This is a genomic window from Accumulibacter sp. (assembly GCF_029255285.1).
GTDB lineage: Bacteria > Pseudomonadota > Gammaproteobacteria > Burkholderiales > Rhodocyclaceae > Accumulibacter.
This window is the reverse complement of record NZ_JAPUVI010000086.1, coordinates 1-16,629: the sequence shown is the minus strand read 5'-3', so window position 1 is coordinate 16,629 and position 16,629 is coordinate 1. Positions and strand designations below refer to the sequence as shown.

Below are 16,629 nucleotides of genomic sequence, written 5' to 3'. Positions count from 1 at the left end.
CCGGTCAGCGCAATGCTTCCGCCGTTTCGGCGAAGATATTCGGCGGGTCCGGCAGGGCCGCGGGATCAGGCCGTCGGCAAGCGCGGCGCCCCTGCCAGCCAGGGCAACAGGACGGCAGCGGCTTCCTGCGCACCACCAGGTCGCGGTGCCGGCCGAGCCGGTTGCCGCCACAAGGCCGTCAGCGCTTCGTGCAGGCACCCCGAAACCAGATCGTCGGGGCTGATTTCCTCGCACCGCCCGTGGCGCTCGAGCCAAGCGATCAGAGGATCCTGTTCCGGCCAGTCCGGTCGCCGCACATAGAGCACCGGCGTGCCATTGCAGGTCGCTTCGGTGAAAGTGCCGTAACCGGGTTTGGTCAGCACGGCGTCCACCGAACACAGGAGGTCGGTAAACGGCAGGCCAAGAGTTTCGAAACTGGTGAAGGACGGGTTTTCGACCTGCCAGTCCTGTGGAATCAGCCAGCGGACGCCGGACCGGCAAGGCCAGTTGGCAATCGGCAGTTCTTTGCCGACACCCCCGAAGGCGATGAGCACCAGCCGTTCGTGCGGGGAAAGGCGAAGCTGCTCGTGCAGCCTTCGACGGCAGTCGTTGCCGAGGGCGGCAACCGGGCCGATGGACTGCCGGCGCCGCAGATCGGGCATCGGCATTCCCGGCGTCAGCCGCAGGAAGCGAGCGGCGCCGTTGTAGGCGGCCAGCATCTGACGGTGAATGGCTGGCGCCCAGCTCTCGCCGGCAAAGAAATGGGCGAACAGATCAGCCCAGTTGAGCGAACACATGGCCACCGACGGGATGCCAGCCCGCTTGGCTCCCGCCAACGGCAGGTAGGCGACATCGCTGAGCACGAGTTCGGGCCGCAGGTCGGCGAGAAAACGCGCCTCGCGGTCGACCCGCGCCTCCCACTCGGCATGTTGCCGGCGATAAGCCAGGGCGGTTTCCGGAAGGTCGATGTTGACCGCGTCGTGCATCACGTAGCCGAAATCGCTGCGCTCGCTAAGGTGAGTGAAGTCCGCCGGAATGCGTGCCTGCAGGTTAGCGCTCGGCAGGCCGCTGCGGATGGTGAGGTGCAAGGCGGGCAGACGTTCGAGCAGGGCAGCGAGCACCGGGGCGACCTGCGATAGATGACCGAAGCCATGCGCGGAAACATCGACGAAAAGCCGCGGACGACGCATCGTTGGCCGAGTGGGTCAGACCAAGCGCGCCAGCATGGCTCCCGGCAGTCTCGCCGGTAGCGGAATCCATACCCGATGCCCGTGGCCGGGAGCGACGTCGATGTGGATTCCGAGCAGGTCTTCCATGCGCTCGACAGACAGCTTCCGGTTGCCGCTCGGGTGGATGATCTCCAGGCGATCGCCGACTGAAAAGCGGTTCTTGACTTCGACCAGCGCAAGCCTGCGTGCCGCGTCCCAGTCGAGCACATCGCCGACGTAAATGCTGCGCCCGGATTCGGAATGGCCGCGCAGGTAGTTCTGCGTTTCCTGCGCCTGGTGGCGCTGATAGAAGCCGTCGGTGTAACCGCGGTTGGCCAGACCCTCAAGCTCACCGAGCAGCGTGGGGTCGAAGGGGTGGCCGGCGACGGCATCGTCGATCGCCCGACGATAGGCCTGTACGGTACGCGCCACGTAGTAAGCCGACTTGGTGCGGCCTTCGATCTTCAGTGAGTCCACACCGATTTCAGTCAGGCGGTGGACGTGCTCTACTGCGCGCAAGTCCTTCGAATTCAGGATGTACGTTCCGTGCTCGTCCTCGTCGATCGGCATCAGTTCGCCCGGGCGCTCCTTTTCCTCCAGCAGGGATACGCCAGCCGCGCGGATCGCGCGCGCGCCTCCGGTCCGCACGTCGCCAAGCGCATCTTCCTCGCCGGTCCTGACCTTGTATTCCCAGCGGCACGAGTTGGTGCAGGCGCCCTGATTCGGGTCGCGATGGTTGAAGTAGCCGGAGAGCAGACAGCGACCCGAATAGGCGATGCAGAGCGCGCCGTGGACGAAGACTTCAAGCTCGACGTCCGGGCATTCCTGGCGGATCTCGGCCACTTCCTCGAGCGACAGCTCGCGCGACAGGATGATCCGCCTGATGCCAAGTTTCTGCCAGAAGCGCACGCCCGCAAAATTGACCGTGTTCGCCTGTACCGAAAGATGTATCGGCATCTCCGGCCAGGCTTCGCGAACCAAGTCGATCAGTCCCGGGTCGGCCAGGATCAGCGCATCCGGCCGCAGTGCCACCACCGGCGCCATGTCGTTCAGATAGCTGCGGATCTTGCTGTTGTGCGGCAGAACGTTGCTCACGACGTAGAGCTTCCTGCCCGCCGCGTGCGCTTCGGCGATCGCGCTGGCCAGCTCCGGCAGGCGGCCGAAGTCGTTGTTGCGCACACGCAGGCTGTAGCGCGGCTGGCCGGCATAGACGGCGTCGGCGCCGAAAGCCAGGGCCGTACGCAGCCTGGCGAGCGAACCGGCGGGCGCAAGCAACTCGGGCGAGGACAGGGCGGCAGCTTGAGGCATCCGGCGCGGGGGCGTGACAGGGTAGAATGCGGCAAGCAGAGATTCTAACCCATTAGCCCGATCGCCCCGCCATGTCCGAAGAGATCCTGATCAACTTCACTCCGCAGGAAACGCGCGTCGCGGTCACCCACCAGGGCGTCGTGCAGGAACTGCATATCGAACGCAGCGCCAGCCGCGGCTTCGTCGGCAACGTCTACGTCGGGCGTATCGTTCGCATTCTGCCGGGGATGCAGTCGGCCTTCATCGACATCGGCCTCGACCGTACGGCTTTCCTGCACGTCGCCGACATTCGCGAACCGCGTACCAGTGACGAACCGTTACGGCCGATCGAGCGCCTGCTGTTCGAAGGACAGAGCATCCTTGTGCAGGTGATCAAGGATCCGATGGGCAGCAAGGGCGCACGCCTGTCGACCCAGGTGTCGATCGCTGGCCGGATGCTCGTCTATCTGCCGCAGGACAAGCATATCGGGATTTCGCAGCGCATCGAGCGGGAATCCGAACGCGAAGCCTTGCGTGAGAAACTGGGTCGGCTGGTACCCAGCGACGAAAAGGGCGGCTTCATCGTGCGGACGATGGCGGAAAGCGCGACGGAAGGCGAACTGGCCAAGGACATCGAGTTTCTGCGCAAGATCTGGCGCGACATTCAGGTTCAGTCGACGACCGCCGCACCGCCCTCGCTGCTCTACCAGGAGCTGTCGCTGGCGCAGCGTGTGCTGCGCGATTTCGTCAATCCCGAGACGGCGCGCATCGTCATCGACTCGCGCGAGAACTTTCAGCGACTTACCGCCTTTGCCGCCGAGTACACTCCGAACGTGGGGCCGTTGCTCGAGCACTACACCGGTGAGCGGCCGCTTTTCGATCTGCATGGCGTCGAAGACGAAATCCAGAAAGCTCTCGCCCGGCGTGTCGATCTCAAGTCAGGCGGCTACCTGATCATCGATCAGACCGAGGCCATGACGACCATCGACGTGAACACCGGCGGTTTCGTCGGTGTGCGGAACTTCGACGACACCATCTTCAAGACCAATCTCGAGGCGGCTCAGACGATCGCGCGTCAGTTGCGGCTGCGCAACCTCGGCGGCATCATCATCATTGACTTCATCGACATGGAGAACGAGGAGCACCGGGCGGCGGTTCTCAGCGAGTTCAACAAGGCGCTGGCGCGCGATCATACCCGTCTGACGGTGAACGGCTTTACCGCGCTTGGCTTGGTCGAAATGACGCGCAAGCGGACCCGCGAGTCGCTGGCCCATGTCCTGTGCGAGGAATGCCCAACCTGTGGCGGCCGCGGCGAGGTGCGGACGGCGCGCACCGTGTGCTACGAGATTCTGCGCGAACTGCTGCGCGAGGCCCGTCAGTTCAACGCCCGCGAGTACCGCGTGCTCGGCAGCCAGGCGGTCATCGACCGCTTTCTCGACGAGGAGTCGCAAGGCCTGGCGATGCTTTCCGACTTCATCGGCAAACCGATCTCTCTGCAGGCCGAACCGAGCTACTCTCAGGAGCAGTACGACATCGTTTTGATGTGACGCCGCTCGGCGGCACACGTCGTCCGGCGCGGTGCAACGGCGGCGAGTGCCGCGGTAGAGGGCTCGCCACCGGGCCCCGCGCCGCATGCAGACCGAATTCCGTGGCGCTGGCGGAGCGTGCGTGCCGCAGGCGCTTGGCCTGCTTTACAAACACCCTCAGTCAATGCATCATCGGGCTGGCCGACTCGGTGTAGCCCGGACCTGTTGGTTCCAAACGCGTTGCAAAGTCCTTTTGCAGAAAAATGGCAGCCAATCCGCAACAATCTTCGCTCAGCGGCCTCGCCCGTGCGCTAGTCCAAGCTGGTCGGCTCAAAGAAGCCGAGGCGGAGACCATGCTTGCCCAGGCGACAGCCAGCAAGACGTCGCTGATCGAGCAGATGGTGGTTGCCAGGAAGGCGACCTTTCTCGACGTGGCGCGCTTCGCCGCCGACAAGTTCGGCTACCCCTTGCTTGATCTTGCCGCCATCGACGAAGCGAATCTCCAGAAGAGCGCCGTTGACCGCAAGCTGATCGCGACGCATCGCGTCGTTCCTCTGCATAAGCGCGGCAACCGGCTGGCCATTGCGATTGCCGATCCGACCAACCTGCGCGCGCTCGACGAGATTCGCTTCCAGACCGGGCTCGCGGTCGACCCGGTGATTGTCGAGGAAAACAAGCTGGCGCCGCTGGTCACCAAGCTGACGGAGTCCGTCGAGGATAGCCTGAAGAGTTTCGCCAGCGAGGACATCAACCTCGAGTTCACCGACGAGCAAGCGCAGGAAAAGGTCGACGATGCCTCCAGCCTCGAAGTCGATGACGCGCCGGTGGTCAGGTTCATTCAGAAGATGATGCTCGACGCGATAAACGACGGGGCGTCCGACATCCACTTCGAACCCTACGAAAAGAGCTATCGCATCCGCTTTCGAACCGACGGCATCCTGCGCGAAGTGGCCGCGCCGCCGCTCGTCATCAAAGACAAGATCGCTTCGCGCATCAAGGTCATCTCACGCCTCAACATCGCCGAGAAGCGAGTTCCCCAGGATGGACGCATGCGTCTGGTGCTGTCGAAGAATCGGGCGATCGACTTCCGCGTCAGCACTCTGCCGACGATGTACGGGGAAAAAATCGTCTTGCGGATTCTCGACCCGAGCAGCGCCACCATGGGCATCGACGCCCTGGGTTACGAACCGGAGCAGAAGGCGATCTTGCTGGATGCCATTCAGCGGCCCTACGGAATGATTCTGGTTACTGGCCCGACGGGTTCCGGGAAAACCGTTTCGCTGTATACCTGTCTCAACATCCTCAACCGCCCCGGGGTCAACATCGCGACGGCCGAAGACCCGGCGGAGATACCGCTGCCCGGAATCAATCAGGTCAACGTCGACGACAAGTCCGGACTGACGTTTCCGGTTGCCCTGAAGGCGTTTCTCCGTCAAGACCCCGACATCATCATGGTGGGTGAGATTCGCGACATCGAAACCGCCGAAATCGCGATCAAGGCCGCGCAGACCGGCCACATGGTGTTGTCGACCCTGCACACCAACGACGCACCGGCCACGCTGACGCGTTTGATGAACATGGGGATCCCGACCTTCAACCTGGCGTCGAGCATCCTGCTGATCACTGCTCAGCGGCTGGTTCGTCGCCTGTGCACATGCAAGAAGCCGCTCGAGACGCCGATCGAGACCCTGCTCAATGCCGGTTTCGAGGAAAGCGATCTCGACGGTAGCTGGCTTCTCTACGGCCCGGGAGGATGCGAGCGTTGCAAGGGGACCGGTTACAAAGGACGCGTCGGCTTGTACGAGGTGATGCCGGTGACCGAAGCGATTCAGCGCATCATCATGGCCAGCGGTACCGAACTCGATATCGCGATTCAGGCCCGGAAGGAAGGCGTCAACGACCTGCGCCGTTCCGGCTTGCTGAAGGTCAAGCAGGGGCTCACCTCACTTGACGAGGTTCTCGGCAGCACCAACGCTTGAAAAAGAGGGAAGCATGGCGACGGCAGTCAAATCCACCAAGAAGGCCCCGACGGAAGTCAAGGAGTACGTTTTTCTCTGGGAAGGGAAGAACAAAGCGGGCAAAATCATTCGTGGTGAGCAGCGTGCGACCAGTGTGACCGTCGTCCAGGCCACGCTGCGGCGGCAGGGGGTGTTGGTCAGCAAGATCACCAAGCAGCGTTTTCGCGGTGGGCGAACGATCTCCGAAAAGGATATCACGCTGTTTACGCGGCAGTTGGCGACGATGATGAAAGCGGGCGTACCACTCCTGCAGACATTCGAAATCGTCGGTCGTGGGCACGACAATCCGGCCGTCGGAAAACTCCTGCTGGACATCAAGTCGGACGTGGAAACCGGCAGTTCGCTGTCGCAAGCCTTCCGAAAATACCCGCTGCAGTTCGACCTCCTGTATTGCAACCTGGTCGCTGCCGGCGAACAGGCCGGTATTCTCGAAAGCCTCCTGGATCGACTGGCCACCTACAAGGAAAAGATCATGGGCATCAAGTCCAAGATCAAGGCCGCCTTGTTCTATCCGGTCGCGATCATCGTCGTTGCCTTCATCATCACGGCGGTGATCATGATCTTCGTGATTCCGGCTTTCAAGGAAGTGTTCAAGAGCTTCGGCGCCGACCTGCCGGCGCCGACGCTGATCGTGATCGGCATGTCGGACTTCGTCGTCGAGTACTGGTGGGCGCTTTTTGGAGGCATCGGCGGGTCGATCTTCGCCTTTTTTTATGCCTGGAAACGGTCGGAAGCCATGCAGATCGCTTTCGATCGACTCTTCCTCCGGCTGCCCGTTTTCGGCGACATCATCCGCAAGTCGGTAATCGCCCGCTGGTCCCGTACGCTGGCGACCATGTTTGCTGCCGGCGTGCCGCTCGTCGAGTCGCTCGAGTCGGTTGGCGGAGCGGCCGGCAACTATGTCTACAAGATGGCGACGCGGCAGATCCAGAGCGAAGTCAGTACCGGTACCAGCCTCACTTCGGCGATGCAGAACGTCGACCTGTTTCCGAACATGGTCACTCAGATGGTGGCAATCGGCGAAGAATCCGGCGCCCTCGATTCGATGCTGGGCAAGGTGGCCGATTTCTTCGAAGACGAGGTGGACGATGCCGTCGAGGCGCTGTCGAGCCTGATGGAGCCGATGATCATGGTCGTTCTCGGTGTGCTCATCGGCGGCATGGTGATCGCCATGTATCTGCCGATCTTCAAACTCGGCGCCGTCGTCGGGTAATGCCTGGCGCGCTGGTCGCCGCACTGGATCCGGCGTTTTTCGCCCTGCTGTGCGGCGTCTGTGGACTGTTGGTCGGCAGTTTTCTCAATGTCGTGATCCATCGCCTGCCGAAGATGATGGATCGCGACTGGCGAGTCCATTGCGCCGAACTCCGCGGTGAGGACTTGCCGGTACAGGAGCCTCTGTCGTTGGCCCGGCCGAACTCGCGCTGCCCTGCCTGTGGTCACGCCATCCGCGCCCTGGAGAACATCCCGGTGCTGAGCTGGATTTTTCTGCGCGGTCGCTGCTCGGCCTGTCGGGCGCCGATATCGCCCCGCTACCCGCTGGTCGAGGCGATCAGTGGCTTCGTTTGCGCTTTCGCGGCCTGGCATTTCGGCTATGGCTGGCCACTAGTCGGCGCGATGCTGCTCGTCTGGTGCCTGATCGTCCTCGCCTGCATCGACTTCGACACCTTGCTGCTGCCCGATTCGATCACCTTGCCGCTGCTCTGGACTGGCCTGTTATTCAACTTGTTCGGGATCTTTGCCGACCTCCAGTCGGCGGTGATTGGCGCGGTCAGTGGCTATCTCTCGTTGTGGCTGGTGTACTGGGTGTTCAAGCTGACGACCGGCAAGGAGGGAATGGGGTACGGCGACTTCAAGCTGCTCGCCGCACTTGGCGCCTGGTTTGGCTGGCAGATGCTGCCTTTGACCATCCTCCTGTCGTCGCTGCTGGGTGCCGTGGTCGGTATCGCGATGATCGTCGGTGCCAAGCGCGGTCGCAGTGTACCGATACCTTTCGGGCCCTACCTGGCGGCAGCCGGCGCCTTGGCACTGTTCTGGGGAAAGCCGCTGACCCGCGCCTACGTCGGCTTGCTTTAGGCTTCCCACGGGGTCGTTCGGCCCGGCTTGGATGGCGCGGATCGCCGTCCCGTTGGCGTATAATCCACTTTTTTTCCCAGCGCTTTCCGAGGGTTGGTCATGCCGATTTACGCGTATCGCTGTGCTTCCTGCGGCTTCGAGAACGATCACCTGCAAAAACTGAGCGATCCGCTGCTGCACATCTGCCCGCAGTGTGGGCAGGCGACCTATGGCAAGCAGGTGACGGCTGCCGGCTTTCAGCTCAAAGGCACGGGCTGGTATGTCACCGATTTCAAGGATCGCCAGAGCAAGGCGCCAGGCGCCAAGGAGCCCGGTGCGTCCGAGCAGGCGGCGAGCACCGAGAAGGTCGCTGGCACCGAGAAGACCGCGAGCACCGAGAAAGCCGAAAGCACGGAAAAAGCTCCGGCGACCGCTTGCGCGACAGGAGCTGGCGCGTGCGCCGACAGTTGATCAAGCGTTATTTCATCACCGGTCTGCTGATCTGGGTGCCATTGGCGATTACCGCCTGGGTGCTGACGCTGATCGTCGGTACGATGGACCAATCGCTGCACCTTTTGCCGGCCGCGGTTCACCCGCGCAACCTTCTCGGTTTCGACATTCCGGGGGTGGGTGCCGTGCTGACGCTTTTGGTCATCATCGTCACCGGCGTGCTGGCGGCCAACTTCATCGGTCAGCGGCTGGTCGTCTGGTGGGAGCGGTTGCTGGCCCGCATCCCGGTGGTCAACTCGATCTACAACAGCGTCAAGCAGGTTTCCGACACCCTTTTTTCGTCATCGGGCAACGCCTTTCGCAAGGCGCTGCTCATCGAATATCCGCGTCGCGGTACATGGACGATTGCCTTTCTGACCGGCGTTCCGGGTGGCGAGGTGCTGCGCCATCTCGAAGGGGAGTACGTCAGCGTCTACGTGCCGACGACGCCCAACCCGACTTCCGGCTTTTTCCTGATGTTGCCGCGAAAAGAAGTGATCGAGTTGGAGATGAGCGTCGATACGGCGCTGAAATACGTGATCTCGATGGGTGTCGTGGCGCCGGTGCTGCGCCCCGCCGGTCGTGCGGCCATCAACCAACGGAACTAACCTGGGAAGAAGCATGCGCACTCACTATTGCGGGCAAATCAGCTCACAGAACATCGGCCAGGAGGTGACGCTTTGCGGCTGGGCGCATCGTCGCCGCGACCACGGAGGGGTGATTTTCGTTGACCTGCGCGACCGCGAGGGGATCGCGCAGGTGGTCTGCGACCCGGATCGCCCTCTTACGTTCAGGACCGCCGAATCGGTGCGCAGCGAGTTCTGCCTGCGCGTCAGCGGCAAGGTCCGGGCGCGCCCCGAGGGTACGGTCAACAGCCAGCTCGCCAGCGGTGAAGTCGAGATTCTCTGCTACGAAATGGAGGTTCTCAACCCGTCGGCGACGCCACCGTTTCAACTCGACGAGGAGAACCTGTCGGAGAACACGCGGTTGTTGCATCGGGTGCTCGACCTGCGCCGCCCGCAGATGCAAGAGAAGCTGCAGTTGCGTTACCGGACGGCGCGTGCTTTCCGCCGCTTCCTAGACGCCGCCGGCTTCGTCGACATCGAAACTCCGATGCTTACGCGGAGTACGCCCGAGGGCGCGCGCGATTATCTGGTTCCGTCGCGGGTTCATCCGGGCCAGTTCTTTGCGCTGCCGCAATCCCCGCAGCTTTTCAAACAGTTGCTCATGGTTGCCGGTTTCGACCGCTATTACCAGATCGTCAAGTGTTTCCGCGACGAGGACTTGCGCGCCGACCGTCAGCCCGAGTTCACTCAGGTCGATATCGAAACGTCGTTCATGGACGAAACGGCGATCATCGAGCTGATGGAGGAACTGATTTGCCAGGTGTTCCGGGAAGCGATCGGTGCCGAACTGCCGGCGCCTTTTCTACGTCTGTCGTATGCGGAGGCCATGGCACGTTACGGCTCGGACAAGCCCGATCTGCGTGTCACTCTCGAACTCGTCGATGTCGCCGATGTGCTGCGGGATGTCCCGTTCAAGGTCTTTGCCAGTGTTGCCAACAGCGAAGGCGGACGGGTTGCGGCGTTGCGTATTCCGGGTGGCGCCAGTCTGACCCGCAGCGAGATCGACGCTTACACCCAGTTCGTCGGGATCTACGGTGCGAAGGGCTTGGCTTACATCAAGGTCAACGACGCGACACAACTCAACGAAAAGGGTCTCCAGTCGCCGATCGTAAAAAATTTGCACGCCGCGGCGCTACAGGCCATCGTCGAGCGAACCGGCGCCCAGTCGGGCGACTTGTTGTTTTTTGGTGCCGACAAACGCAAAGTGGTCAATGATGCGCTGGGCGCTCTGCGCGTCAAGATCGGGCACGAGAAAAACTTCGTCAATGGCCATCCCTGGGAGCCTGTCTGGGTGGTCGATTTTCCGATGTTCGACTACGACGCGGAAGAGCAGCGCTGGACGGCCTGCCATCACCCCTTCACCAGTCCGAAAGACGAACACCTGGCCCGTCTCGAGACTGACCCCGGGAATTGTTTGGCGAAGGCTTACGATCTCGCGCTGAACGGTTCCGAACTCGGCGGCGGCTCGGTGCGGATTCACCGTGCTGCGGTGCAGGAGAAGGTATTCAAGGCGCTCGGTATCGGCGAAGAAGAAGCGCAGCAGAAGTTCGGTTTCCTGCTCGAGGCACTCAAGTACGGGGCGCCGCCGCACGGTGGCTTGGCGTTTGGTCTGGACCGCATCGTCGCGATGCTGGCCGGTGCCGAGTCCATTCGCGACGTGATCGCCTTCCCGAAGACCCAGCGTGCCCAGTGTTTGCTGACCGAGGCGCCGAGCGGCGTGGACGAGAAGCAACTGCGCGAACTGCACATTCGCCTGCGCCAGAAAGTTTCCACGCAGGTCGAGATCGGCAAGGAATAGTTGAGACGATGGCCAGGCGTGCCGAGATTCTCAGGTTCTTCTTACTCGCCGCGCTGGTCGCGCTGTTTGGCCTGGCAGGCGCGACGTCGGCACGCGAGAGCCAGTTCCTGCGGAGCATCGCTTACGCCGATCTGCCGCCGGAAGCCCAGCAGACTTTGCTTCTGATCCAGCAGGGTGGTCCGTTTCCGTATCCGCGTAAGGATGGCGCGACCTTCGGGAATTTCGAGCGACGTCTTCCCTGGCAGCCGCGTGGCTATTATCGAGAGTACACGGTACCGACACCCGGTAGCCGCGATCGCGGTGCGCGGCGGATCGTTGCTGGCCAGGGCAGCGGCGGCGACGTGGCCACATCCGGGGAGTACTACTACACCAGCGATCATTACCGCAGCTTCCGCCGCATACGCCAACAGCCGTGAGCCAGACGACTCTACAGACACTGCTTGGTGACGCCCGTTTGGCGGGTGTTTACCATCTTCCGGAAAGTGGCCGGCTGGCCGTCAGGCAAGCTGCCGAGGCCGTGGGGCTGGCTTGTTTCGAGATCGATTTTCACGATGCCCAGCGGATCGACGTCGCTTTGGCCGAACTGGCGAGCGCCCTCGACTTTCCCGCCTGGTATGGCAATAACTTCGATGCCCTCAAGGATTGCCTGACCGACTTTTCCTGGTGTGAGGCAGCGGGTTACGTGCTCATCGTCGCGCACGCCGAGAATCTTCACGCCAAGGCACCGGCCGCTTTCCAGCTTCTCAACCAGGTGTTCGCCGCCGCAATTGGCGAATGGCAAGCGCAGGAAGTGCCACTGTGGGTATTCTATGACTTGCGCGCGGACGGACTAGCGACACTGCCGACCTTGACATGACGCAGTTCAAGCGGCCGGTCTCGGTTCTGGTGGTGATTCACACGCCGGACTTGCAGGTGTTGCTTCTGGAGCGCGCCGCACACGCGGGCTATTGGCAGTCGGTAACGGGTAGCCAGGAGGACGGTGAAACCCTACCGGCCACGGCCATTCGCGAAGTGGCGGAAGAAACCGGGATCAGGGCGGCGCTGGACGATCTGTGCCAATGGGAGGTGACCAATCGCTACGAGATCTTCGCCGAGTGGCGCCACCGCTACGCCCCGGGTGTCCTGTACAACACCGAGCACGTCTTCTCGCTACAGCTTCCAGCCAGCCGGCCGGTGACAATCGCGAGCGCCGAACATCTCAATTTCTGCTGGCTACCCTGGCGCGAAGCGGCGGCGAAGTGCTTCTCGTGGAGCAACCGGGACGCCATTCTCATGCTGCCGGAGATGACGGGTCGGCCGCCGCGCTGAGTCGTTTCCCCAGGCACACGGGCAATAGCAGCCGGCGCCCGTTTCCTGGGTCGGGCTCAACAGCGGCCTTTCCATGCACCAGCAGGAAGCCAGCCCGGCGGCTGCCGCGCAGACGAAGGACGCGCCACAAGCGGCGCACACGGTGCTAAGGCCGGCCGCTTCGGCCTTCATACCGGCACCGCGCTTTTGGCCAGCAGACCTTCCTCGACCCAACGGCGGAGCAGCGTCGCTGCCGCCATCGCCGGTTCGGGCTCACCCGCCTTGGCAAGCGCGGCGCACCAGTGCGCAAAGTTTTCACTTTCTCCCAAGGCGCGCAGGGCGGCCGCTTCGCCGGCCTCGGCCGAGCGCCAGCAGCAGTCGAGGGCCGGACGCCAGATCAGAAGGGCATGTTCCTGAATCTGGGGTTCTTCGGTCCTGGCCTCGGCATCGTCGTTGAGGGCTTTCCAGAGGGGCTCGACTGCCCAAGTCAGATCAAGTATTTGCAGCGACGGCATGAGGTGGAAGCGATGTTCCGGCCACTCGTCGGCGTGCAGCGCGGCAAGGTCCGGGAGCTTGGTCGCGGCGCTGTCGGCGGCGTCGAAGGCGGCGCGCATCGCCCAGTCCATGCGTGCCAGATCGAGCAACGCCGGGTGCCCGACACGCTCCGGAAAACGAGCAATAAAGTCGGTCAGCGAGTCGCCGAACCAGCGGATAGAGCGGAAACGCGACGGGTGTTCTCGGATGTAGGCGCCTGCCAGGGTCGAGAAAGCGTCGTCGCCGAGCGCCCGATGCAATACCGGGAAATTGTCGCGCAGGGCGGCCGCCAGGCGGGAGCGGTAGGCCTGAAGGTACAAATCGAAACCGCCAGCCAGTCCTTCCTCCTCGCCGGCAAACAGGTCCGGCAGCGGATTCCCGCCCAGAACGGCCTCCTGAAAACGCCGTTGCAGCTCAGCAAGCACCATCACGCGGCACGCTTCCTTTCGTTCAGGGCGGCTTGGGCGACCGAGCGTGCCACATCGAGCTCGTCTATCAGCTCGTGCAAGGGCGGAATATTGTCGTCACGCTCGATCATCGTCGGGAGCCTACCCAGTCGTCGGACAGTGTAGGCATACAAATCCCAGACCGCTTCGCAGATCGGATGGTCGTGCGTGTCGATGATGTACTGGCCATGATCCTCGTGGCCGGCGAGGTGAATCTGGCGAACGGCCGAGGCCGGCATGGCGTCGATGAAGTCCTGCGCATCAAAGCCGTGGTTCACGCTGCTGACGTAGACGTTGTTGACGTCGAGCAGCAATTCGCAGCCGGTACGACTCACCAGCTCGCGAATGAATTCCCACTCGCTCATTTCGTCCGCGCGGTAGCGCACGTAGCTGGAAACGTTTTCGATTACCAGAGCCCGGCCGAGAACATCCTGCACCTGCGCGATGCGTGGTGTCAAATGCTGCAGTGTCGCCACGTTGTAAGGCAAAGGCAGCAGGTCGTGCAGATTCAGCGAGCGCGTTCCCGTCCAACAGAGATGGTCCGACACCCAGGCCGGCTCGATACGGTCGGCGAGCCTCCTGAGTTGTCGCAGGTAGTCAGTGTCGAGCGCGTCACTGCTGCCAATCGACAACGAAACGCCGTGCATCACCATCGGATAGTCCTGGCGAATCGATTCGAGAAAGTGAAGGGGCTTACCGCCGTCTACGAGATAGTTTTCAGAGATCACCTCAAGCCAGTCCACCCGTTGGCGGGTGGCGCGGAAATCGCCATAGTGCTCGCTGCGTAACCCCAGGCCAAAGCCCTCGATGGTGCTGCTCACGGCGTCTTTCTCCTTCGCACGTCTTAATCATCGCGTGTCGCGTTCGACGGTCCTCGCGCCGGTACGCACCCGCTACGTAAGACTCCCAGGCAGGCTCCTCGTGGGCGGCGGCTCTGACCAATGCGACAACTTCCGCACTGTCGTCCGGCGTCACCGCTGTGTTGTCGCGCGGTGCCGCCGGACGACAAGGAAGAGTCTACTTCACTACCTTGCCTCCGGCGTCGGTGCATTCCTTGGCGCTGGCCTTGACGACCCAACCCTGACCTTTGCAGGCATTCATCCCCTTGCATTCGCTCTTGGCGGTCTTGCACTCGGAAGTGCCCTTGCACGAGTTGATTCCCGCACAGTGGACGGCGCCGCCTTCGGCCGCGCTGACGGTGGGTGCGACGAGAGTGCCAGCGGCGAACAGGGCGGCAGCGGCGGCGGCAATAGCGAAACCAGGCAGTTGAGTTGACATGTCGTTTCTCCTTTGATTGGGGTTGGGTGGTGTCAAGGCGCTTGCGGCTGCAGCGGTTTCCCTGACCTTGCTTAGACGCGGCCGAGTGGCAATTACTTACAGACACGACAAAAAAAGTTGCCCGTCCCGTTCGCTCGGCGAGCGAACTTATTTCACTGTTGGCACTCTCAGGCGGTGAGTGCTAAAATTTATTTGCTAACCTGTAGGAGAAATCGATCCAAATGACGCAAGCCATGGCTTTGCCGACGGTGTCCGCAGTCGGCAGTATCGATGCCTATATCCAGGCGGCCAGACAGTTTCCCATGCTGACGCAGGAGGAGGAGTTTCGTCTGGCAACTCGCTTCCGCGAGGAGAGCGACCTTGACGCCGCGCGGCAACTGGTTCTTTCACACCTCCGTCTGGTGATTTCGATCGCACGAGGTTACCTCGGTTATGGGTTGCCGCATGCCGACCTGATCCAGGAGGGCAATATCGGATTGATGAAGGCCGTGAAGCGCTTCGACCCGGCGCATGGCGTGCGCTTGGTTTCTTTCGCGATCCACTGGATCAAGGCCGAAATCCACGAGTATGTCCTGAAGAACTGGCGGATGGTCAAGCTGGCAACGACCAAGGCGCAGCGTAAGCTGTTTTTCAACCTGCGCAGCATGAAAGAGAACGGCGAGGCGCTCAGTCCGGTACAGGTCGCGGACATTGCCCACCGTTTATCCGTCAAGCCGGACGAAGTCAGTGAAATGGAGGCCCGCCTGTCGGGCCACGACGTGGCTCTGGACGGCGACTCGGACGACGAAGAGGCCTTTGCCCCGATCGCCTATCTCGCCGACACCTCCAGCGAACCTGGGCAGGTGCTCGCGACGCGGGCACGCGAACGCTTGCAGCACGACGGTCTGCAAAGTGCTCTGGCACGGCTTGATCCGCGCAGCCGCCGGATCGTCGAGGCACGCTGGCTGACCGACGACGATCCTGCCACCCTGCACGAACTGGCGGCTGAGTTTGGCGTCTCGGCGGAGCGCATACGCCAGGTCGAGGCCAAAGCGCTGGTGAGGATGCGCGCCAGCTTGGCGCCGCTGGTTGCCGAAGTGTGACTCGGCAGTGACGGGACAATGCGCCAAAGGCCGGTTCGTCCGGCCTTTTTCTTGTCGTTGTTCGCTGCAACAAGGCTCCCCGGAGCGATTGCCGTGCCGCGCTTGGAGGGCGCGTCAAATGGTCGCGGACGTCGATGTTGCGGAGCACCATCGACGTTCCTTAAGGCGAATGCAATCATAATGTTACCCCGACTTCTTGCCAACAAACCGCGTTTTTATGTTACTCTTGCTGTCTCGATACCTTGATTTGCGTCAAGTTCAGCCGGGCGGGGCGGGATGTCCGGTCATTCGGGGGAGATTGATGAGCCTGGTGGCAGCACAAACGCTTGCGGGCAGAACGTGGGTGGCCCGGCCGAACCACTCTCTTTCGGTGGCGGGGCGAAAGCGCCTGTTTCTCTTCACGGCGGTGGTATCCGGGGGGATCGCTTGCGTTTTTTCGTTTTTTGGTGCCTGGCCGGTGATTCCGTTCGCCGGACTGGAACTTGCTTTTCTGTGGTGGGCGCTGCGCCGCACTGAGTCGGCGGCCGACGACTTCGAGAGGATAACCCTCGAGTCAGGGCAGCTGACCATAGAAACGCGTCGCGGCACGCAGGTGGAGCGCCACGAGTTCCAGCCGTACTGGGCGCATTTGCAGTATGTCAAGCCCCCGGGGCAGAACTGCCATCGCTTGCTGATCCGCTCGCATGGCAAAGAAGTCGAAGTGGGCAGCCTGTTGACCGAAGAGCAGAAAATGGCGCTCGCCGAAGAGCTGAAACAAAATCTGGGTGCCGCTTAACCCCGACCAAATACTCCAAGGAGACAAATTGAAGATCCTTAATCGTTTCTGCCAGCGGGTGGGTATTTCGTTTCCAGTTCTGCTCGTGGCAGTGCTCCCATCACTTGCGCTTGCCGATTACAGCTGGAACTTCCCCAAGCCGGTCACGCCGCTCGCCCGTGACACGCTCGAGATTCACAATCACTTCATGATCGTCATCACGATTCTGTTCGTCGTGGTTTTCGGCATCATGATCTATTCGATG

Annotated in this window: 18 protein-coding genes; 13 read left to right on the top strand and 5 right to left on the bottom strand. The window is 62.1% G+C overall.

What is annotated here, in order from left to right; genetic code table 11:
• Positions 1–65: 65 nt before the first annotated feature.
• Both Q1M07_RS09915 and yegQ read right to left on the bottom strand, forming a co-directional pair.
• Positions 66–1,169 (bottom strand): hypothetical protein, encoded by a 1,104-nt coding sequence (locus tag Q1M07_RS09915; RefSeq protein WP_300453485.1) that lies wholly within the window; start codon positions 1,167–1,169, stop codon positions 66–68.
• Between the two features lie 15 nt (positions 1,170–1,184).
• On the bottom strand, positions 1,185–2,495 hold the full coding sequence (gene yegQ, locus Q1M07_RS09910; RefSeq protein WP_300453483.1) for a tRNA 5-hydroxyuridine modification protein YegQ: 1,311 nt from the start codon (positions 2,493–2,495) through the stop codon (positions 1,185–1,187).
• Between the two features lie 71 nt (positions 2,496–2,566).
• On the opposite strand from yegQ, the gene rng reads away from it, so the two are divergent.
• The 10 genes from rng to nudB all read left to right on the top strand — a co-directional run bounded on the left by rng (position 2,567) and on the right by nudB (position 12,291).
• The gene (rng, locus tag Q1M07_RS09905) at positions 2,567–4,021 is read left to right on the top strand and encodes a ribonuclease G (RefSeq protein ID WP_300453482.1); all 1,455 of its coding nucleotides are present in this window, start codon (positions 2,567–2,569) and stop codon (positions 4,019–4,021) included.
• Positions 4,022–4,263: 242 nt separating this feature from the next.
• Positions 4,264–5,979 (top strand): type IV-A pilus assembly ATPase PilB, encoded by a 1,716-nt coding sequence (gene pilB, locus Q1M07_RS09900; RefSeq protein WP_300453480.1) that lies wholly within the window; start codon positions 4,264–4,266, stop codon positions 5,977–5,979.
• Positions 5,980–5,992: 13 nt separating this feature from the next.
• The gene (locus Q1M07_RS09895; RefSeq protein ID WP_300453478.1) at positions 5,993–7,231 is read left to right on the top strand and encodes a type II secretion system F family protein; all 1,239 of its coding nucleotides are present in this window, start codon (positions 5,993–5,995) and stop codon (positions 7,229–7,231) included.
• The gene (locus Q1M07_RS09890; RefSeq protein WP_300453476.1) at positions 7,231–8,091 is read left to right on the top strand and encodes an A24 family peptidase; all 861 of its coding nucleotides are present in this window, start codon (positions 7,231–7,233) and stop codon (positions 8,089–8,091) included. The genes Q1M07_RS09895 and Q1M07_RS09890 overlap by 1 nt, the downstream gene beginning before the upstream one ends.
• A gap of 99 nt (positions 8,092–8,190) precedes the next feature.
• Positions 8,191–8,541, top strand: a complete 351-nt coding sequence (locus Q1M07_RS09885) for a zinc ribbon domain-containing protein (RefSeq protein WP_300453473.1) — start codon at positions 8,191–8,193, stop codon at positions 8,539–8,541.
• The gene (locus tag Q1M07_RS09880; protein WP_300453472.1) at positions 8,526–9,167 is read left to right on the top strand and encodes a DUF502 domain-containing protein; all 642 of its coding nucleotides are present in this window, start codon (positions 8,526–8,528) and stop codon (positions 9,165–9,167) included. Before Q1M07_RS09885 ends, Q1M07_RS09880 begins: the two co-directional genes overlap by 16 nt.
• Before the next feature lie 13 nt (positions 9,168–9,180).
• Positions 9,181–10,983, top strand: a complete 1,803-nt coding sequence (aspS, locus tag Q1M07_RS09875) for an aspartate--tRNA ligase (protein WP_300453470.1) — start codon at positions 9,181–9,183, stop codon at positions 10,981–10,983.
• 8 nt (positions 10,984–10,991) lie between these two features.
• Positions 10,992–11,399, top strand: coding sequence for a ribonuclease domain-containing protein (locus tag Q1M07_RS09870; protein WP_300453467.1), 408 nt, complete (start codon positions 10,992–10,994; stop codon positions 11,397–11,399).
• Positions 11,396–11,839, top strand: coding sequence for a barstar family protein (locus Q1M07_RS09865; RefSeq protein WP_300453465.1), 444 nt, complete (start codon positions 11,396–11,398; stop codon positions 11,837–11,839). The genes Q1M07_RS09870 and Q1M07_RS09865 overlap by 4 nt, the downstream gene beginning before the upstream one ends.
• The gene (gene nudB / locus Q1M07_RS09860; RefSeq protein ID WP_300453463.1) at positions 11,836–12,291 is read left to right on the top strand and encodes a dihydroneopterin triphosphate diphosphatase; all 456 of its coding nucleotides are present in this window, start codon (positions 11,836–11,838) and stop codon (positions 12,289–12,291) included. The genes Q1M07_RS09865 and nudB overlap by 4 nt, the downstream gene beginning before the upstream one ends.
• Positions 12,292–12,458: 167 nt before the next feature.
• On the opposite strand, the gene Q1M07_RS09855 is transcribed toward nudB, so the two are convergent.
• The 3 genes from Q1M07_RS09855 to Q1M07_RS09845 all read right to left on the bottom strand — a co-directional run bounded on the left by Q1M07_RS09855 (position 12,459) and on the right by Q1M07_RS09845 (position 14,528).
• Positions 12,459–13,232 carry a DNA-binding domain-containing protein gene (locus Q1M07_RS09855; protein WP_300453630.1) on the bottom strand — a complete coding sequence of 258 codons (774 nt, stop codon included), beginning with the start codon at positions 13,230–13,232 and terminating at the stop codon, positions 12,459–12,461.
• Complete coding sequence (locus Q1M07_RS09850) at positions 13,232–14,071, bottom strand: DUF692 domain-containing protein (protein WP_300453460.1); 840 nt, start codon at positions 14,069–14,071, stop codon at positions 13,232–13,234. The genes Q1M07_RS09855 and Q1M07_RS09850 overlap by 1 nt, the downstream gene beginning before the upstream one ends.
• Before the next feature lie 196 nt (positions 14,072–14,267).
• On the bottom strand, positions 14,268–14,528 hold the full coding sequence (locus Q1M07_RS09845) for a hypothetical protein (RefSeq protein ID WP_300453457.1): 261 nt from the start codon (positions 14,526–14,528) through the stop codon (positions 14,268–14,270).
• Between the two features lie 221 nt (positions 14,529–14,749).
• On the opposite strand from Q1M07_RS09845, the gene rpoH reads away from it, so the two are divergent.
• The 3 genes from rpoH to Q1M07_RS09830 all read left to right on the top strand — a co-directional run.
• Entirely contained in the window at positions 14,750–15,610 is an 861-nt protein-coding gene (gene rpoH, locus Q1M07_RS09840; RefSeq protein ID WP_300453455.1) for an RNA polymerase sigma factor RpoH, read from the top strand.
• Between the two features lie 217 nt (positions 15,611–15,827).
• On the top strand, positions 15,828–16,385 hold the full coding sequence (locus Q1M07_RS09835) for a DUF2244 domain-containing protein (protein WP_300453453.1): 558 nt from the start codon (positions 15,828–15,830) through the stop codon (positions 16,383–16,385).
• Positions 16,386–16,413: 28 nt separating this feature from the next.
• Positions 16,414–16,629 (top strand): cytochrome c oxidase subunit II transmembrane domain-containing protein (locus tag Q1M07_RS09830; protein ID WP_300453451.1); only part of this gene is annotated, 216 nt, incomplete at its 3' end.

What these genes read in the sequence shown, in the direction of transcription:
- Q1M07_RS09915 (WP_300453485.1), bottom strand. Translation starts at nt 1,169, where the DNA reads ATGCGTCGTCCGCGGCTTTTCGTCGATGTTTCCGCGCATGGCTTCGGT.
- yegQ (WP_300453483.1), bottom strand. Translation starts at nt 2,495, where the DNA reads ATGCCTCAAGCTGCCGCCCTGTCCTCGCCCGAGTTGCTTGCGCCCGCC.
- rng (WP_300453482.1), top strand. Translation starts at nt 2,567, where the DNA reads ATGTCCGAAGAGATCCTGATCAACTTCACTCCGCAGGAAACGCGCGTC.
- pilB (WP_300453480.1), top strand. Translation starts at nt 4,264, where the DNA reads ATGGCAGCCAATCCGCAACAATCTTCGCTCAGCGGCCTCGCCCGTGCG.
- Q1M07_RS09895 (WP_300453478.1), top strand. Translation starts at nt 5,993, where the DNA reads ATGGCGACGGCAGTCAAATCCACCAAGAAGGCCCCGACGGAAGTCAAG.
- Q1M07_RS09890 (WP_300453476.1), top strand. Translation starts at nt 7,231, where the DNA reads ATGCCTGGCGCGCTGGTCGCCGCACTGGATCCGGCGTTTTTCGCCCTG.
- Q1M07_RS09885 (WP_300453473.1), top strand. Translation starts at nt 8,191, where the DNA reads ATGCCGATTTACGCGTATCGCTGTGCTTCCTGCGGCTTCGAGAACGAT.
- aspS (WP_300453470.1), top strand. Translation starts at nt 9,181, where the DNA reads ATGCGCACTCACTATTGCGGGCAAATCAGCTCACAGAACATCGGCCAG.
- Q1M07_RS09870 (WP_300453467.1), top strand. Translation starts at nt 10,992, where the DNA reads ATGGCCAGGCGTGCCGAGATTCTCAGGTTCTTCTTACTCGCCGCGCTG.
- nudB (WP_300453463.1), top strand. Translation starts at nt 11,836, where the DNA reads ATGACGCAGTTCAAGCGGCCGGTCTCGGTTCTGGTGGTGATTCACACG.
- Q1M07_RS09855 (WP_300453630.1), bottom strand. Translation starts at nt 13,232, where the DNA reads ATGGTGCTTGCTGAGCTGCAACGGCGTTTTCAGGAGGCCGTTCTGGGC.
- Q1M07_RS09845 (WP_300453457.1), bottom strand. Translation starts at nt 14,528, where the DNA reads ATGTCAACTCAACTGCCTGGTTTCGCTATTGCCGCCGCCGCTGCCGCC.
- rpoH (WP_300453455.1), top strand. Translation starts at nt 14,750, where the DNA reads ATGACGCAAGCCATGGCTTTGCCGACGGTGTCCGCAGTCGGCAGTATC.
- Q1M07_RS09835 (WP_300453453.1), top strand. Translation starts at nt 15,828, where the DNA reads ATGTTACTCTTGCTGTCTCGATACCTTGATTTGCGTCAAGTTCAGCCG.